The organism is Mesorhizobium sp. B2-6-1 (assembly GCF_006440475.1).
Classification (GTDB): domain Bacteria; phylum Pseudomonadota; class Alphaproteobacteria; order Rhizobiales; family Rhizobiaceae; genus Mesorhizobium.
The window spans coordinates 1-16,186 of the sequence record NZ_VFUH01000017.1; the positions used below are offsets into that span (position 1 = coordinate 1).

15 protein-coding genes and 2 pseudogenes are annotated in these 16,186 nt (G+C 61.0%); 14 read left to right on the forward strand and 3 right to left on the reverse strand.

Annotated elements, in window-relative coordinates:
• From FJ443_RS26690 to FJ443_RS26715, 6 genes and pseudogenes are all read left to right on the forward strand, one after another.
• Positions 1-906: aldehyde dehydrogenase family protein (locus FJ443_RS26690; protein WP_140666367.1), on the forward strand; the 906-nt coding region annotated here is incomplete at its 5' end.
• A gap of 18 nt (positions 907-924) precedes the next feature.
• Positions 925-2,334: an amidohydrolase gene (locus FJ443_RS26695; RefSeq protein WP_140499610.1), complete on the forward strand. Its 1,410-nt coding sequence runs from the start codon at positions 925-927 to the stop codon at positions 2,332-2,334.
• A 453-nt stretch (positions 2,335-2,787) separates the two neighbouring features.
• The gene (locus tag FJ443_RS26700; protein WP_140523201.1) at positions 2,788-3,594 is read left to right on the forward strand and encodes an SDR family oxidoreductase; all 807 of its coding nucleotides are present in this window, start codon (positions 2,788-2,790) and stop codon (positions 3,592-3,594) included.
• 13 nt (positions 3,595-3,607) lie between these two features.
• Positions 3,608-4,552 carry a 3-hydroxyacyl-CoA dehydrogenase gene (locus FJ443_RS26705; RefSeq protein WP_140523204.1) on the forward strand — a complete coding sequence of 315 codons (945 nt, stop codon included), beginning with the start codon at positions 3,608-3,610 and terminating at the stop codon, positions 4,550-4,552.
• Positions 4,549-4,766, forward strand: a pseudogene (locus tag FJ443_RS26710) (3-keto-5-aminohexanoate cleavage protein); the annotation flags it as partial. The gene FJ443_RS26705 and the pseudogene FJ443_RS26710, both read left to right, overlap by 4 nt.
• 29 nt (positions 4,767-4,795) lie before the next feature.
• Complete coding sequence (locus FJ443_RS26715) at positions 4,796-5,431, forward strand: AAA family ATPase (RefSeq protein WP_140523207.1); 636 nt, start codon at positions 4,796-4,798, stop codon at positions 5,429-5,431.
• Positions 5,432-5,488: 57 nt separating this feature from the next.
• On the opposite strand, the gene FJ443_RS26720 is transcribed toward FJ443_RS26715, so the two are convergent.
• Positions 5,489-6,412, reverse strand: coding sequence for a nucleotidyltransferase and HEPN domain-containing protein (locus tag FJ443_RS26720; protein ID WP_140523464.1), 924 nt, complete (start codon positions 6,410-6,412; stop codon positions 5,489-5,491).
• Positions 6,413-6,819: 407 nt separating this feature from the next.
• Here FJ443_RS26720 and FJ443_RS26725 point away from each other — a divergent pair, with 407 nt between their 5' ends.
• The 5 genes from FJ443_RS26725 (at position 6,820) to FJ443_RS26750 (ending at position 11,438) form a co-directional block, all read left to right on the forward strand.
• On the forward strand, positions 6,820-8,079 hold the full coding sequence (locus tag FJ443_RS26725) for a DNA repair exonuclease (protein ID WP_140523209.1): 1,260 nt from the start codon (positions 6,820-6,822) through the stop codon (positions 8,077-8,079).
• The gene (locus tag FJ443_RS31990; RefSeq protein WP_246674848.1) at positions 8,076-8,369 is read left to right on the forward strand and encodes an AAA family ATPase; all 294 of its coding nucleotides are present in this window, start codon (positions 8,076-8,078) and stop codon (positions 8,367-8,369) included. Before FJ443_RS26725 ends, FJ443_RS31990 begins: the two co-directional genes overlap by 4 nt.
• Complete coding sequence (locus FJ443_RS26730; RefSeq protein WP_246674846.1) at positions 8,270-8,956, forward strand: AAA family ATPase; 687 nt, start codon at positions 8,270-8,272, stop codon at positions 8,954-8,956. The genes FJ443_RS31990 and FJ443_RS26730 overlap by 100 nt, the downstream gene beginning before the upstream one ends.
• Positions 8,957-9,391: 435 nt before the next feature.
• The gene (locus FJ443_RS26740) at positions 9,392-10,240 is read left to right on the forward strand and encodes a S8 family serine peptidase (protein WP_224656360.1); all 849 of its coding nucleotides are present in this window, start codon (positions 9,392-9,394) and stop codon (positions 10,238-10,240) included.
• A gap of 424 nt (positions 10,241-10,664) precedes the next feature.
• Positions 10,665-11,438, forward strand: a complete 774-nt coding sequence (locus FJ443_RS26750) for a hypothetical protein (RefSeq protein ID WP_140499601.1) — start codon at positions 10,665-10,667, stop codon at positions 11,436-11,438.
• Between the two features lie 895 nt (positions 11,439-12,333).
• Here FJ443_RS26750 and FJ443_RS31835 read toward each other — a convergent pair.
• Positions 12,334-12,723: pseudogene (locus FJ443_RS31835) on the reverse strand (transposase); the annotation flags it as partial.
• On the opposite strand from FJ443_RS31835, the gene FJ443_RS26755 reads away from it, so the two are divergent.
• Positions 12,698-12,943, forward strand: a complete 246-nt coding sequence (locus tag FJ443_RS26755) for an FCD domain-containing protein (protein WP_140523216.1) — start codon at positions 12,698-12,700, stop codon at positions 12,941-12,943. The pseudogene FJ443_RS31835 and the gene FJ443_RS26755 sit on opposite strands and share 26 nt — an antisense overlap.
• 85 nt (positions 12,944-13,028) lie before the next feature.
• Here the strand turns inward: FJ443_RS26755 and FJ443_RS26760 are convergent, their stop codons facing one another.
• Positions 13,029-14,036, reverse strand: coding sequence for a LysR family transcriptional regulator (locus tag FJ443_RS26760; protein WP_140523218.1), 1,008 nt, complete (start codon positions 14,034-14,036; stop codon positions 13,029-13,031).
• A 122-nt stretch (positions 14,037-14,158) separates the two neighbouring features.
• On the opposite strand from FJ443_RS26760, the gene FJ443_RS26765 reads away from it, so the two are divergent.
• Both FJ443_RS26765 and FJ443_RS26770 read left to right on the forward strand, forming a co-directional pair.
• Positions 14,159-14,857, forward strand: a complete 699-nt coding sequence (locus FJ443_RS26765) for an HAD-IA family hydrolase (RefSeq protein WP_140523221.1) — start codon at positions 14,159-14,161, stop codon at positions 14,855-14,857.
• 31 nt (positions 14,858-14,888) lie between these two features.
• A complete protein-coding gene (locus FJ443_RS26770; protein ID WP_140523224.1) occupies positions 14,889-16,184 on the forward strand; it encodes an FAD-binding oxidoreductase in 1,296 nt (431 codons plus the stop codon).
• The last annotated feature ends 2 nt before the right edge of the window (positions 16,185-16,186 follow it).

The window sequence follows — 16,186 nt, forward strand, 5'->3', positions numbered from 1 at the left end:
TTGGCGCCGGAGACGGCGATTGACGGCCAATATCTGGGCGAACTTTTCAGCGAAGCCGGACTGCCGGACGGCGTGCTGAGCATCCTGGTAGCGCACCGGGAAGTGAGCGAGTATCTCGTCACGCATCCGGGAGTGGACAAGATCGGCTTTACCGGGTCGACCGCCGCCGGAAGCCGCATCGCCAGCCTCGCCGGTGCGCAGCTGAAGCGAGTCAGCCTAGAACTGGGTGGCAAGTCCGCGGCGCTCGTCTTAGACGACGCGGATATCGGCGAAACGGTCGAGGCGCTGCGTTACCGCTCGTTTCCGAACAACGGCCAGGTCTGCGTTGCGCAGACTCGGATACTCATATCGCGCCGGCGCCACGATGCCTTCACCTCGGCGCTGGTGGACAATGTTACGGGTATGAAGATCGGGAATCCGGCCGACCCGCAAACTTTCCTCGGTCCGGTTGCTGCCGAGCGCCAGCGCCAGCGGGTCAGTGACTACATCCAGTCTGGGCTGGAAAGCGGCGCGGAACTTGCGACGGGCGGCCTTGGAATGCCGGAAGGCATCAATCACGGCGCCTTCGTGAAGCCGACGGTTTTTGCCAATGTCGACAACAACTCACGCATCGCCCAGGAGGAGATCTTCGGCCCAGTCGTCTGCGTCATCCCCTATGACGGGGTGGATGAGGCAGTGCGGCTCGCCAACGAGTCGGAGTACGGTCTCTCCGGTTCGGTTTGGACGAACGATACTGACCAGGGTCTGGCGATCGCCCGCCGCATCCGCAGCGGCGGGCTGACGATCAACAACGCGGCCTCGGACCTGCTCTCCCCCTTTGGCGGCTTCAAGCGAAGCGGCGTGGGACGCGAGTTCGGCCCGGAAGCCATCAATCACTACATCGAGCACAAGACTGTCGCAGTCTGAGGGAGTTCCGGAGCGATAATGAGCAACGGCCATGGAATATGGATGCATGTCGACGGTCAGGCCGGGCGCTTCATCGAACTGAGCGACAGGGTTTGGGAAACGCCCGAACTGAACTATCAGGAACATCGGTCGTCGGCCGAGCATCTGAAGGCGCTTAACGATCAGGGCTTCCGAGTTGCTACCGGCCTTGCCGGCATGCCGACGGCCATCATGGGCGAGGCAGGCGAAGGCGGCCCGGTCATCGCCTTCCTCGGCGAGTTCGATGCATTGCCGGAGTTAAGCCAGGAAGCCGGCGTAGCGGAACACCGGCGTCTTTCCGGCAATGGACCGGGACATGGCTGCGGACACAATCTGCTCGGGGCCGGCGCACTGCTCGCCGCTACGGCGACGAAGGATTGGCTGGCCGCGAACAGCCTGCCCGGGCGTGTACGCTATTATGGCTGCCCGGCCGAGGAGGGCGGATCGGGCAAGGCGTTTATGGTTCGCGACGGGGTTTTCGCTGACGTCGACGCGGCGCTTTCCTGGCACCCCTTCTCGTTCGCGGGCGTAATGGAGCCGGCCTCGCTCGCTTACGCGATCCTTGATTTTTCTTACACTGGACGGTCCGCCCATGCTGCGGGCTCGCCGCATCTCGGCCGCAGCGCGCTCGACGCCGTTGAGCTGATGAGCGTCGGCGTCAACTATCTGCGCGAACACATCCCCTCCGATTGCCGGGTTCATTACGCCTATCTCAATGCGGGCGGTCCGGCGCCGAACATCGTGCAGGCGGCCGCAATTGTGCGCTACATGGTTCGGTCGCCGCGAGCCTCCGAGGTGTTGATGCTAGTCGAGCGGGTCAAGCGCATCGCGGAGGGTGCAGCGCTGATGAGCGAGACACAAGTGGAGTCGCGCTTTGTCTGTGCGATGAACAGCCTGCTTGGCAATCGCGTTATGGAGGGAGCGATGGCGCAGAATTTCGAGATGCTGGGGCCGCCGGAATTCGATGCGGCTGACCAAGCGTTCGCGGGGCAGATCCAGGCCACGCTGACAAGGGAGCACATCCAATCAGCCTATGCGATGTTCCGGCTTCAGGAGAGTGACAGCGCTCTCAGCGACGGTATCGTCGGCGCCGCTTCCGGTGGCAAGCAGATGCTTGGATCGACTGATGTCGGCGATGTGAGCTGGGCCGTACCGACCGTGCAGGCATATGGCGCGACCTATGCCATCGGCACGCCTTTGCACACATGGCAAGTAACGGCGCAGGGCAAATCGCCACATGCACACAAGGGCATGATCCATGTTGCCAAAGCGCTGGCGGCGACGGCGGCGGACCTCTTTAGCCACCCCGATCTGCTAGCTTCAGCTAAGGAGGAACATGCAGCAAGGTTGGCGCGCGATCCCGCAGTACAGATCCTGCCGCCCCACCTCGCGCCCCCGTTGGACGGCTAGATGTATGATGCCGGGCATCGTGCTCATCTTTGTCGTCCTAATCAAAGGAACCGCTGGAGCGAAGCGACATACTTTGCCCGAAGATGGGATTTCTCCTGGAAGATGTGTGAACGATCCCGTGATAGTGACGGTTGATCGGCCCTCATCAAGCTGTTGCACTGCGATGGGCTTTGAATCACTTCTCCCGATCCTCGGGTTGCCCGGATCTCCATCACTGATGTCGTTCTCTCCTGCCGAAAGGGGACGTCTTTTCGTGCGACTGTCGGTCATCCTCAAGGGTGCGGCGCGCGGTAGCTTTCCTCACGCGCTATCGATCCGTCCTACCTTGTTGGCGAGAGCGACTGTGACCTGCCGTTCCGGTTTACGCTCAAGCAACTCGTCCGCCCAAGTGCTGACGGTCGTCACTTTTCGCCGGGTGTATCATTTCCGGCCGAGCTTGTCAGAGGGACGATCATGAGTTCGAGCGCGCCATACTCCGCAAACGAATTTCTGGCTGGGCTGAAAGGCCAGCGCGTTCTGGTGACAGCGGGTGCGGGGGGCATCGGTTTTGCCATAGCCGACACGCTGTCGCGGCTCGGCGCCCGCGTCGTTGTCTGCGACGTTTCCGACGAAGCGCTCGCCGCTGCGCCCGACAAGATCGACCTGATCGCGGCAGTGAAGGCCGACGTCTCGCGCGACGATAACGTCGACCGGCTGTTCGAGGCGGTCGAGAAAGAACTCGGCGGGCTCGATGCGCTGATCAACAATGCCGGCATTGCCGGGCCGACAGGCGGTGTCGACGAGATCGATCCGGACGACTGGCGGCGCTGCATCGACATCTGCCTGACCGGCCAGTTCCTGTGCGCCCGGCGCGCCGTGCCGCTGATCAAGGCGGCGGGCGGGGGCTCGATCGTGTCGATGTCGTCGGCGGCTGGCCGCCACGGCTATGCGTTCCGCACGCCCTATTCGGCGGCCAAGTGCGGTGTCATCGGTTTCACGCAAAGCCTCGCCAAGGAGCTTGGGCTGCACGGCATCAGGGTCAACGCCATCCTGCCCGGCATCATCGAGGGACCCCGCATCGAAGGTGTTATCTCGGCGCGCGCCAAGCAGGTCGGTATCAGCCACGAGGAGATGACCGATCGTTATCTCCAAAACATTTCGCTGCGTCGCATGACCAGCCCTTATGATGTCGCGTCGATGGTCGCCTTCCTGCTGTCGGACGCCGGCATCAACATTTCCGGGCAGTCGCTCGGCGTCGACGGCAACGTCGAAACGCTCTGAGGAGGGCCGATCCATGGCAAAGGTTGCGATTGTCGGCAGCGGTTTCATTGGGCGGGCCTGGGCGATCAGCTTCGCTCGCGCCGGCCATGACGTGCGGATGTGGGACCAGTCGCCCGCCGCGACGGGCGGCGCGCGCGACTACATAGAAGGCGTGCTTGGCGATCTTTCTTCGAACGACCTGCTGCGTGGGCAGTCCGTCGACACCGTGCTTGGCCGCATCGCCATCGCGGTCGAACTGGAGGAGGCGCTGGCTGGAGCAATCCATGTCCAGGAGAACACGCCTGAAAACCTCGATGTGAAGCGGGAAGTGTTCTCCCTGATCGACAGTCTGGCCGGCCCGCAAACGGTGATCGCCAGTTCCACCTCGGCGCTGTTGCCGTCGAAGTTCACCGACCATCTGCAGGGGCGGCACCGCTGCCTGGTCGTGCATCCGATCAATCCGCCCTACCTCATTCCGGCGGCCGAGGTGGTGCCAGCGCCATGGACGTCCGCTGAGACGCTGGAAAGAACCCGCGCCTTCCTTATCGATGCCGGTCATGCGCCGCTGGTGATGAAGCGCGAGCTCGACGGTTTCATCATGAACCGGTTGCAGGGCGCCTTGCTTGAGGAAGCCTTCCGGCTCGTCGACGGCTATGCCAGCGTCGAGGATGTCGACATCGGCATCCGCGACGGGTTGGCTTTGCGCTGGTCATTCATGGGGCCGTTCGAGACCATCGACCTCAATGCGCCCGGCGGCGTGCGCGATTATGTCGATCGCTACCAGGGCATCTACTCCAACATCTTCCCGCAGATGCTGCGCCGGGTCGACTGGGCGGGCGAGGTCATGGCAACCGTCGAGGCCGAGCGCAGCAAGCGCCTGCCAAGGAAAAAACTGGGTGACCGGCAGGTCTGGCGGGATCGCCGGCTGATGGCGCTGGCGGCACACAAGAAAAAATCGGATCAGGAGTTCGGACAATGAAAGAAACCAGCCGCAAGCCCGGCGCGACGGCGACCAGGTCATCATCACCTGTGCGGTGACCGGGGCGATCCACACCCCGACCATGTCGCCCTACCTGCCGATCACACCGGACCAGATCGCGTCGGAGGCGATCGCCGCGGCCGAGGCCGGTGCCGCGATCCTGCATTTGCACGCGCGAGACCCGGAAACCGGCAAGCCCGACCAGACACCCGAGGACTCGGAAAGACTGTAGCGCTCAACTGGATAGCCGCCCAAAGCGGAGCTGCCTATTGTGAGGTTGCGCAGCATACCAAGGCTATCAGGCCGATGTTCCTGATGCTGCACGACGCCTACGGCGTCCAAAGGGACAGCAAGCACACATACGATCTTGCGAAGGATTGCATGAATTTTTTGGGCGCCCGATACGGCCCGACGCGCCCGTTGCTGGTGGACGAATATCAGAACTTCACACCCACTGTTTTGCGGGAGCTGCTGCATCTTCAGGAGCGATGCGGCTTCGCTTTACTGCTCGCCGGCAACACTCATCGGTTAGCGGGCACGAGGCGTGATACCCATGCTATGGATCAGATCGAAAGCCGTATCGGCATGCGTTTCGAGATCGGGCAGCCGACGCGGGAGGACTGCTTGAGGATTGACGCCGAACACAACGTTGAAGGAGCCGACGCCTACGTGGCAATCGCCACCTACGGGCAAAACACCTCCCTTCGCGCGCTGTGCCATCTCCTCCAGAATTGCGCTGCGGGTACCAGCGGCTTCGGCAGCATTCGTCTTCCCCGGATAGAGACCACGCTTCGCGGCATGTCGTGCGGCAGCGATGTGCTCAAGGTTCTATACGAGTGCCGAAACGACTTCGCACACGACGTGGGCAGCCCCACTTAAATTCGGACGACGACAGATAATTCCGAACATCACACCGGAATTGGTGCAATCGCGAAGTTAGCCCGCTTGCTGATCAGCCGTATTTGCCTCGCTCCTCAATTTTTCAAGCCGTGATCGGCAGATCATTTCGATACGATCGATCAACTCGGAGACCCGCTTGGCAAGCCACTGGAGCGCTTCGCGAGTGATCTCGAAGTGCCTCGAATAGCGCGCTTTCACATAAGCCTCGTTGATGACGTTGAACCAAGCTACGAAACGCTGCTGGTCGCGGGGCCAAACTTCGGCAAGTTCCTGTGCTTGATCTTCAGCGAGGCTGCGAAGGAATTTGACGTTGTGAGAGGCAGGGCTGTAATTTGTTAGAACCAACAACAACACCGCGTAGGCCTGCTCGATTGATTGGTGAAGGAGAAAGGCCGCTTCCTTGAAATTGGATTCGCTGAGAAGAAATCCAGCTGTCTTTGCAAATACTCGGGCGTGCGGCAGCCTGTCTTCGAGGTGTTCGGCTGCTAATTGGAATGCATCGGCCGGCTTCGTAGGTGCCGGATGCGCCAGCGATTCTTCGTCGAGCTCGTAGAGGACAATTCCCTCGCGACGGATGTCGACAAAGAAGTACTGACCCTCCCTGAGGGCAGTGTTCACCTCCCGGCGGGAATGTACAATGAAGCTGACTGGCGTGCTGATTTCGCGCATCAACCGGTCTGCTGCCGTCTGCCAATAGCCGGCAAAATCGGTCAGTTTGCGATTGTTCACCACCACAAGCAGGTCGAAATCCGAACGGTAGCCCTTCCTGGTATGCGGCTCGTCGACCCAGCCACCACGTGCATAGGACCCGAAAAGTATGATCTTGAGAATGCGCCCGCGCTTTTTGAAGTCGGTCATCCCTCCCTTGAGGGCATCCTCAAACTCCTCGAGGAGCAGCTCAACCGTCTTTCTCAGCTCGCGCTGCTTTGGTGGCGGGAGGTGGTCGATGCTGGATTTCATAAACAAGGATCTGTCGTCCATCGTGTGTGCATAGCCGAGACGAGGCCCCGAATCCACACACTGCCTCGTTCGGCCGAATTGAGCAACGCACACCGTGCGACATCAAATGGAAGAGTTGTTAAGTCAGCATCCTAAACATTGCAGAGGGATTTAAGCTCATCACGTATCACTGCAATGTTGGGGGTATCGTCAATACATTGCCCCACCATTTCCCAGCGCTTTTATCTGTGGAGGGTCTGTCCCGCAGCGTCGCGCTCGGTCCTCGAATAAGCGAACAGACTTCTAGCTCGGAAGATGTCGGCGAACTCATGCGGAAGGGGGGCGGCGGTATCGGCCGCCGGATTTTCTTAAGATTTTCCCTGTCGAGCCGCGGTCGAACACCGGTATGTTCAAACCGGAGATTTCCAATGCCATTTCGATTCGTCGACACCGCCGACATCCACCTCGACTCGCCGCTGCGTTCGCTGGCGATGCGAAACCCCGACCTTGCCGAACTCGTCGGAGACGCCAGCCGTCAGGCGTTTGTCTCGATCGCTGACCTCTGCCTCACGGAACGTGTCGATGCCCTGGTCATTGGCGGCGATCTCTATGATGGCGATCAGACTTCGATGAAAACGGCCCGCTTCCTGGCGTCACAGATGACACGGCTTCATCAGGCCGGCATCAGGGTTTTCAAGATCCGTGGCAATCATGACGCCCTGTCGCGGATATCGAAACAGCTGGTGTTCCCTGACACGGTCACGATCTTCGGCGGCCGTCCCCAGACCGTGCTGCAGACAGCCGGCGGGCTTGACGTCATGTTCCACGGCTTGAGCTTTGCCAGCCCCAAGGCGCCGGACAGTCTACTCCCGAAGTACTCAGCGCCGCGCGAGGGCGCGGTCAATGTCGGTATCATGCATACCAGCCTGGCCGGATCGCCGGGCCACGACGTCTATGCCCCCTGCAATGTCGCTGACCTGCACGGCCACGGTTTCGACTACTGGGCGCTTGGGCACATCCATGTCCGCCAAGTCCATCCCGGGGCAAGCACCGTGGTGATGCCAGGAATTCCACAGGGCAGGGACATCAACGAGGCCGGCGAGAAATCCGTCACCCTGGTGACGATACAAGACGACCGCACCATCGAGATCGAGGAAAGGCTCACCAGTATCGCGCAATTCGAGCGGGTGAACGTCGACGTGACCGAAACGGTGGAATGGTCCGAGATCGTCGAGCGTGTCCGATCCGCGCTCGAAGATGTGCGCGCCTCCGTTAGATCCCGTCATGCTGTGGTTCGCCTCGGCCTGACCGGGGCGTCACCTCTATCGTGGGCACTGATCCGCGACCGGGATCTGCTGCTCGCGGAAGCTGAGCAGGTCGCGGACCAGGTAGGCGAAACCTGGGTGGAGAAGCTCGAACTTAACGTCTCGCCACCCGCAGCCGAAACATCCGAGGGCGTCGCCGATCCGATTTTCGAGCTCGCAGAGTCCATGCGCGCCGATGCCGGCTCGGAAGCCTTCCGTGCCGAGGCGAGGGCGTTGGTCCAAAAGATGATCGCGGATTTTCCGCCTGACGGGCGCGATTTCGCCGGCAAGGACGAGACTGAGCAGGAGTTGTTCCTGGAGAGGGTGGTTGCCAGCGGCGCCGACCTTGTTACCGCCCGCCTCAAGGCCGGTGGGTCACAATGAGGCTGCGGCGACTTGATCTCATCCGTTATGGCAAGTTCACCGACAGGACGATCGACTTCGGGCCGAAACCGGAATCCGGTCCCGACCTGCATGTCGTCTTCGGCCTGAATGAGGCCGGCAAGTCGACGGTGCTTTCCGGCTATCTCGAGATCTGCTGTTCGGCATCGAGGAGCGCAGCCGCTACAATTTCGTGCACGAGTACAGCGCAATGCGCATCGGCGGGGTGCTCGAACTTGGCGGCGCGGAGCAGATTTTCACACGCACCAAACAGCGCACCAACTCGTTGCTGAACGCGACTGGCCAACCAGTCAGCGAAATGGCGATATCATCCCATCTCGCCGGCCTGTCGCGCGACGCCTACGAGACCATGTTCTCGTTGGACGACGAAACGCTGGAAGCAGGTGGAAAATCAATCCTGGAATCGCGCGGTGACCTCGGCAAGCTGCTGTTCACGGCCAGCGCCGGCCTCGGGCATGCAAGCGATACATTGAGCCTGCTCGAGGCCGAGGCGGACAGGCTCTATCGCAAGCAGGCACACGGAACCGAGCTTGCTCTGTTCAAGAAGCGGCTTGCGGAACTGAAGTCGAGGAGGGAGGCGATCGACACCTTGGCGTCGACCTTCGAAACCCTTGAGACAGAGCGCCTGGACGCGACAGAAAACTACGACCGCAGCATCGCCGAGCGGTCGGTGCTGTCGGCCAGGCTCGATACGATCGCGAATTATCTTCGCGCGATCCCGATCCTTGCCGATATCCGACGCAAGCAAGCCCAGCTGGCCGAGTTGCCAGAGATCGCTTCACCGTCACGGACCTGGACGGGCAGCGTCGCCGACATGATCGAGATCGACGCCAGCCTGAGAACGCGTCTGCCGTCCTGATGCAGCATCATGACCCGACGAGTCGAATTCTTGCCCAGACGCCGATCGAGCAAGCCAGCTTCCCCAGCCTTTTCGTACCGATCGCGGTAGCGTCGGAATTGCCGCTCCGACATGCCAAGCAACTCGCCTGCCTCCATCATCGAAAGATCGCCGCCATTCCAGCGGCTCAAAACGTCCCGAAACTTTTGCATTCTCCGGTCCTGTAGCCATGCCGTCCGCTTCATCCCCAGCCTCCATCCGCTGGCGATAAAACCGGACAACTCACGTGCTACCTAATCCGGACAACTCATCTGCTTACGACATTGCAACCGGATGGGGTTGCGTTATTCCTTGCGGCGTGTAGGATAAAAAAGATGCTGGGAGGTCGATCGCGACGATCGTCCAACGCAGATGGCGCCCTCTGCTTCTTTAGCCTTAGTCAGCCTCACCGCGTTGATGGAACGCGGCAGCGGTAGCCCGGAAGTGAAGATCGGGCTCATCGATGGACCTGTCGTTACCCAACATCCCGATCTGACAGGCGAACACCTCCACGAGATCCTCGGAAGCAGCGGTGGCACATGCACCCAAGCTAACAGCGCGGCGTGCCTACATGGAACGTTTGTGGCCGGCATCTTATCGGCCCGGCGGAGTTCCGCTGCGCCCGCCATTTGCCCCGATTGTACCCTACTCATACGCCCTATTTTCACCGAGACGACCGCCGGGCGCGAACATATGCCCAGTGCAACACCCCGGGAGCTTGCCACGGCGATTGTCGAATGCATTGGCTCAGGCGCGCGAGTAATCAATTTAAGCCTCGCCCTTGCGCAACCTTCGGTTAAAGACGAGCAGGCGTTGGAAGAGGCGCTCAATCTCGCCGTCAGCCGCGGCGTCATAATCGTTGCAGCTGCGGGCAACCAAGGCACGCTTGGAAGTTCCGCCATCACCCGCCACCCGTGGGTCATCCCGGTGGTGGCCTGTGATTTTCGAGGTAGGCCGATCGACGAATCGAACCTGGGTAGTTCCATCGGCAGGCGGGGTTTTCGCGCGCCCGGCGACAGCATTACCAGTCTCGGCAGCGAGGGCCAGTCGCTTGCGCTCGGTGGAACAAGTGTTGCGGTGCCCTTTGTGACCGGTGCGATTGCACTTCTATGGTCGGAATTTCCTTCTGCGACCGCGGTACAAATCAAGCTCGCCCTGACCCAAGCCTCCACCTCGCGACGTGCTTCCGTCGTTCCACCTTTACTGGATGCCGCGGCGGCCTACCAAGTACTATTGGTGACAAATGGGAGGAGGCGAACAGCGTGACAAAGGCAAATGAAGGCAACGACTCGCCAAACCAGAGCGAACATCCGCCTTACCGGGTACGCCTGCCTGGATTTATCACCGACGAGGAAATCGGGTTAGGCGATGCGGTTGGACGAGCTACCTCCTATCTGGGGATACAATCCTGCGGAGGCTGTGAACGCCGGGCGGCCGCGCTAAACCGCCGGTTTGTCTTCACCGGCCGTGCCCATTAACCCAGATCCATTGATCTGTGATGTGATGAATGAGGATTACTATGGAACAAGAATCGACAGAACGGTCGACAGGTCATGATGAGGCAAGATGCGATGCCGCTGTGTTCACGGCCGCCTACGGTCCCGCTGGGGAGGAAAACCTCCGATCGTCGTCGACCTCTCCACTCTCGAGGGAGACGCCCTGCCCAACCTGCGCAGGAGGCGCGAACTCCATGTCCCTCTCTTATGTTTACGCCATTGGTCGGGTCGAAGCGCGTTTCCCGAACCTCGCCGCGGAAAAGGAATTTGCCCAGGCGACAGGACGCACGGAGACCGCCGGGAAGACCGATCAACAGACCTTCTACGCCGTGCTATCCAAGCGCGAGCACCGCTACCTAGTGCGCCAACTATGCTGGGTCCTGACCATCCAGGGGCTGGAAACTTACCTACTGCAGCCACGCGATCCGGCGGACATTGATCTGCTGGTGGAAGCCACTCGTCCCGCCCCTAGCCCTAATGACATCGATGTTGTCATCGGTATGCGCGGTCCCATCGCGCCGCCGCAAATGTGTAATGGCCTGATGGTACCCATCGTCGCATTCGATCAAATCTACTCCTTCGACCGCGACGCCCTTATCAAAGCCATCCCGAAGCCGGAGAAAACCACTGCCCAGCAGTTCGGACCGGCGGCCGAGGAACTGTTCGGCAGGATCATGCAGCTGACGGACAATGCCGGCGCGACCGACGAGCACCGCGCCTTGAACTACCTGGCCATGCGCTATCCCGCTATCTATGGCAAGGCCGCTGAGGAATTTGGGCGGGACTTTTCGTTGACCGGGGTGGAAGTGCGCCCCTCGCCCTTGAGCGCCACCCGCAACATCGTTGACGTGATCTTCTCTTATACCAACCGCAACAGCGATTTTACAGAGAAGTTCTCTACGCGCTGCGACGTAACCGAAGAATTTCCGTTCCTCGTCGCGAAGATGTCGCCGTACTATGACCGTTAAATCTAGCTAAGTGTAAGGAGATACAAAATGAATATGCCTGGATTTACTGCAGAAACATCGCTATGCAAGACGAGAGGTCACTACCAATCTGCAATAAACCAACCCTACAACAATATTGGAGAAGGAGTGATGGCTCAATTGCGCGGCGGCGGCGGAGGCATGATTGGGGGAGGTGGTGTGCTCTTTGGGTTTTGGTCATGCCTTGCATGTACTACTGCTTGTTCAATACTTACTGCTGGCGATATACCGGCATGTTTGACCGCATGTTATGCGTCTGGCTTCTGCTAAGCGCAATTCAGAAGGTTCGTTCGCAAGATCCGGATCGCCCGTTCATGCGGGCGCTCCTTGGTTAAAGCGTTCCTGCATGTTGGCGGACTGAAGTTTGTGTCGACAAATCGGGAGTTAGTCTGGTCAAATGCTATGATCGATAAAACCAACAAAGGAGGCGATCAAAATGAATATTCCTGGATTTGCTGCAGAAGCCGCTCTCTTACAAGAAAGAACCGGGCGCTACCGACTCATGCGATTTCCGATTCAAGCAGGGCCAATTACGCCGAGTCATGAAGGACGTTTGCGCAAACCGGTGAATCCCCAAGCGCTGAATTGGGGAGGAAGTCGACCGGGGAGCTGTGTGGACCGTTGTTTGGCGTCGTGCCCAAGGGACTCCGTCGGTGGAATCGAGGTCGCGTGTGCCCTCAACTGCCTTTGGATCTGCTCCGGATCTCGAGTTCTTGGGTATGCTTCCTTTGCCGCCACCTGAGTGCCGGTGCCCGTGGGCAAAGTTGGCGTCCGCGGACCCCACCCTAGTGGCAATCCGCATCGACATTTTCTTTTGAGGTATTTTGATAGTCACTTCCTCCTCTCGGCCAGCCAAACCGGTTGAGAACCGCTTCTCCATGCCGATCTCGATGTCGACCATGTTGAGCCAACTGGCGTGCTTGGGCGCATAGTGGAATTCGATGCGCCTGAGCAGGCGGCGCGCTTCCGATGACGGGAAGGCCGCATAGAGGACGGCGGGCGTGTGTCGACAGATTGACCAGCACGATCTGATGTACTCGGCCTTTGGGAAGTGGAGATCGACGAGTGCATGCAGAGCGCGAAGTCATCGGAGGTTCGCCGCTCGGTCACCTTGACGTTCCCCCATGACCGATGGGCATCGAGGCAAACGAAGAGATTGGCGGTGCCGTTGCGGCGATACTTCGTAATCGATACGCTGCGGCTTTCGCGATGCGGCGCCGTTCGGCTGGCGAAGTTCGCCGATGAGCTGGATCGGGCTCTTGTCGAACAAACGACCGGTCGTCGGGGGATCGGGAGCTGAGACGCTCGAGGCGCAGCGCCAGATGACGCATGATCCCGTCCGGTTGCAGATTTCCGACGCCGAATTCCACCACGCCATCTGTCGGGCCGGCGGCAATCCGCTTCTGGCCGATTTTCTGCACAAGATGTATTCGTTCGGCCTGGAATTCCGCCGCCGGGGCTTTTGGCGAAGGGCGCCGTGTCACTGAGCGTCCGCGATCACACCCGAATACTCGACGGCCTTGAAAAGCGCGATGCCGCCGCAGCCGTTGGAGCAATGGAGAAACACCCTTATCAGAATCCGCCGCAAGACGCTGGATGGGATGAACTCCTGATCGGATTACGGCCATTTTCCTGGCGCGATGGATCGGCACCAAGTTCAAGGCCAGGATACTGCGCGTCGACGCGCTTCATATCGGTGGTGAATTCGGTATCTATCCAATCGCAGATCTCGGAAACTACAGGAGTCTCCTGCTTGCGGGCGATGACCAGTTCGCAGGTCCGGCCGGTCTTCATGACCGGGCCTACCGGCACCAGGACACCGCGCGCCAGGTGATGCGACACGACGTTGAGCCAGCCGAGAGCGACGCCCTGCCCGAGCAGGGCGGCCTGGACCACGACTGTATAGTCCGAAAACTGCAGCCCGCCCGCCGTGCCATTTGCCGTGTTCTCCGAAAACAGGCCCGACCAGTCCGGTTCTGCCGTGCTGAGATTGATGATCCTGTCGAGCGCCGGCATGAACGTGCCGGTGGGCGCCTGTTTTTCCGGCAGGTGAGGAGCGCGGATCGGCACCAGCAATTCCGGCATCAGCTTGCGCGCGACGTGCCGGGCGTTGCTGCCATGATCGAAGCGCATCGCAATATCGACACCGTCCACGGCTCCGCCAAGCGGTCCGCTGATCAGCTGAAAGCGGATATCGACTTTCGGGAATCTCGACTGGAACAGCGCTAGCCTGGGCATGAACCAGTGCGTGGCGAAGGCAGACGACACCGAAAGAACCACTGTCCGCATTCCCGACTGCCTTGACTGCTGCACCCGCAGGACTGTTCGCTCGATTTCGTCGAAGCTGCCCGAAATTCCCGAAAAAAGCACGCTGCCCTGCTCCGTCAGGACGGCGCCGGAAGCGGTCCGGTGGAAAAGCGCGACGCCCAGATGGGCCTCCAGCCGCCCGATCGTGCGACTGACAGCCGGGCCGGTGACGCAAAGTTCCTGTGCGGCACGAGCAAAGGTCCCGCAGCGTACGGCCGCCTCGAAGGTCACGAGCGCATTGAGCGAAGGAAGCAGGTGTCGAAGGCGGGACATTACAAAATGTAAGCTCCCCGATCAGCATTTGTGGAATTGCGGCGACGCATCCTCTTCTGTTCATTGAACGCAAGCTTCCGCCGGTCGGAAGCCGGTTTCAGCGAGGAAGAGAGGCAGGTCTGATGTCCTTCAAGCAATTCAAAATTTTGACATTCGACGTCGTGGGGACGCTCATCGATTTCGAGAAAGGCATTCTCGACGCGTTCCGCTCGATCGGGGGAAAGGCTGCCGAGGGGCTGAGCGACGACGATCTCTTCGCCCCCTATCTTGAAGGGCGCGTCGATCATCCCGGCCGCTCCAGCCAGGTGATGGCGGACGTCTACCTCCATGTGGCCCATAAGCTCGGCCTGCCTGCGGACCAGCGCTCGGCCGACGCTTTCCAGATTGCCGTGCTGCGCTGGCCGGCATTCGAGGATTCCGCCGAGGCACTCAAGCGGCTGCGCCGGCATTTCCGCCTGGTCGCCATGACGAACGCCGACCGCGTTGCCTTCAGCGCCTACTCGCACACGCTGGGGACCCCTTTCCACGACGCCGTCACGATGGACGACGCCAGATGCGCCAAGCCTGACCCACGCTTCTTCTCGCATAATCTCGGGCGGCAATCCGCCTTCGGCTATCGCCAGGAGGACATGCTGCACGTTGCACAGAGCCAGTATCATGATATCGGCGTTGCCCGCTCGCTCGGTTACAAGGTCTGCTGGATCGAGCGGCGGATGCACCTGGAAGGCTATGGCGGCACACCGCATCCGGGCGAAGTGACGAAGCCGGATTTCCATTTCGCCACACTGCGCGACCTCGCCGACGCCGTCGAGCGGGAATAGCTCCGCCGGCGCCCAAGGGAGGACGATGCCGATGCAGGACCTGGCACATCCACGATCGCTGTGGCTGGAAACGGCCTCGCCGGCGCCGCCGCCGGTCGCGCTTGGAAACGCGGTCCAGGCCGATATCGCCATCATCGGCGGCGGATATACCGGCCTCAATGCCGCCTTGCGCGCCATCGAGCGCGGCCTGCATCCCGTCGTTCTGGAAGCGGTCGAAATCGGCTGGGGCGCTTCCGGCCGCAATGGCGGGGTCGTTTCCACCAAGTTTCGCGCCTCGCTAAGCGACATCGCGGCGCACCATGGGCTTGAAGCGGCGCGGCGCATGCACCGCATCGGCCATGATGCGATGGATCGCGTCGAACGGAATATCCAAGAACTGGGTATTGCCGACGCCGGCTTCATCCAGACCGGCAATTTGCGTTGCGCCCACAACGAACTTGCCCAGAAAAGGCTCGTGGCCGAAGCGGAGACGGCGCGGGGTATGTTCGGCGATGCCAGCCTGACCATACTCAACGCCAGCGCGGTGCGCGAGGAAACCGGTTCGGCCGATTTCGTCGGCGGCGTGCTTTCCACCCATGCCGGCATCGTTCATCCGCTGAACTATGCGCGGGGGCTTGCCGGCGCAGTGCGCAGCGGGGGCGGCGAGATCTTCGAGAATTCGGTCGTGGTGGCACGCCGGAAGGACGGCGACCGCACCGTTTTGACGACGGCGCGGGGCCAGGTCGCAGCCAGGCATGTCTTGATCGCCACCAACGGCTATTCCGACATTACCGCCGCCACTGCGCCGGTGCGCGGAACGGTGATCCCCTTCCGCAGCGCCATGATCGCGACCGAGCCGCTTGGCGCCGACCTCAGGGCCACGCTGATGCGGCACTGCCGCAGCTACAGCGAGACGCGGCGCATGATGCGCTGGTTTCGACCCGCCGGCGACCGGATGCTGTTCGGCGGGCGCGGGGCCTTCGGGCGCGAAGATTCCGCCTCCGCCTTCCAGGCGCTCGAAAGGGCGCTGAAGGAGATGCTCCCCCAGCTTGCCGGCACCGCGATCACCCACCGATGGTCGGGGCTCGTGGCCATGACCATGGATAGCCTGCCGCAGATCGGCATGCTCGACGAGCGGACCGGTTTCGCGCTCGGCTACAACGGGGCCGGCATCGCCATGTCGGGCCTCATGGGCCGCCGCGCCGTCGACCTGATGCTGGGAGACAGGCCGGAACTCAGCCTGATGCAACGCAACGAGCCGCAATCCATCCCCTTCTATTTCCTGCGCGAGCCGGCGGTGCGCACAGTGGCGGGCTGGTATCAGTTTCTCGACCGCATCGGCCGCTGACA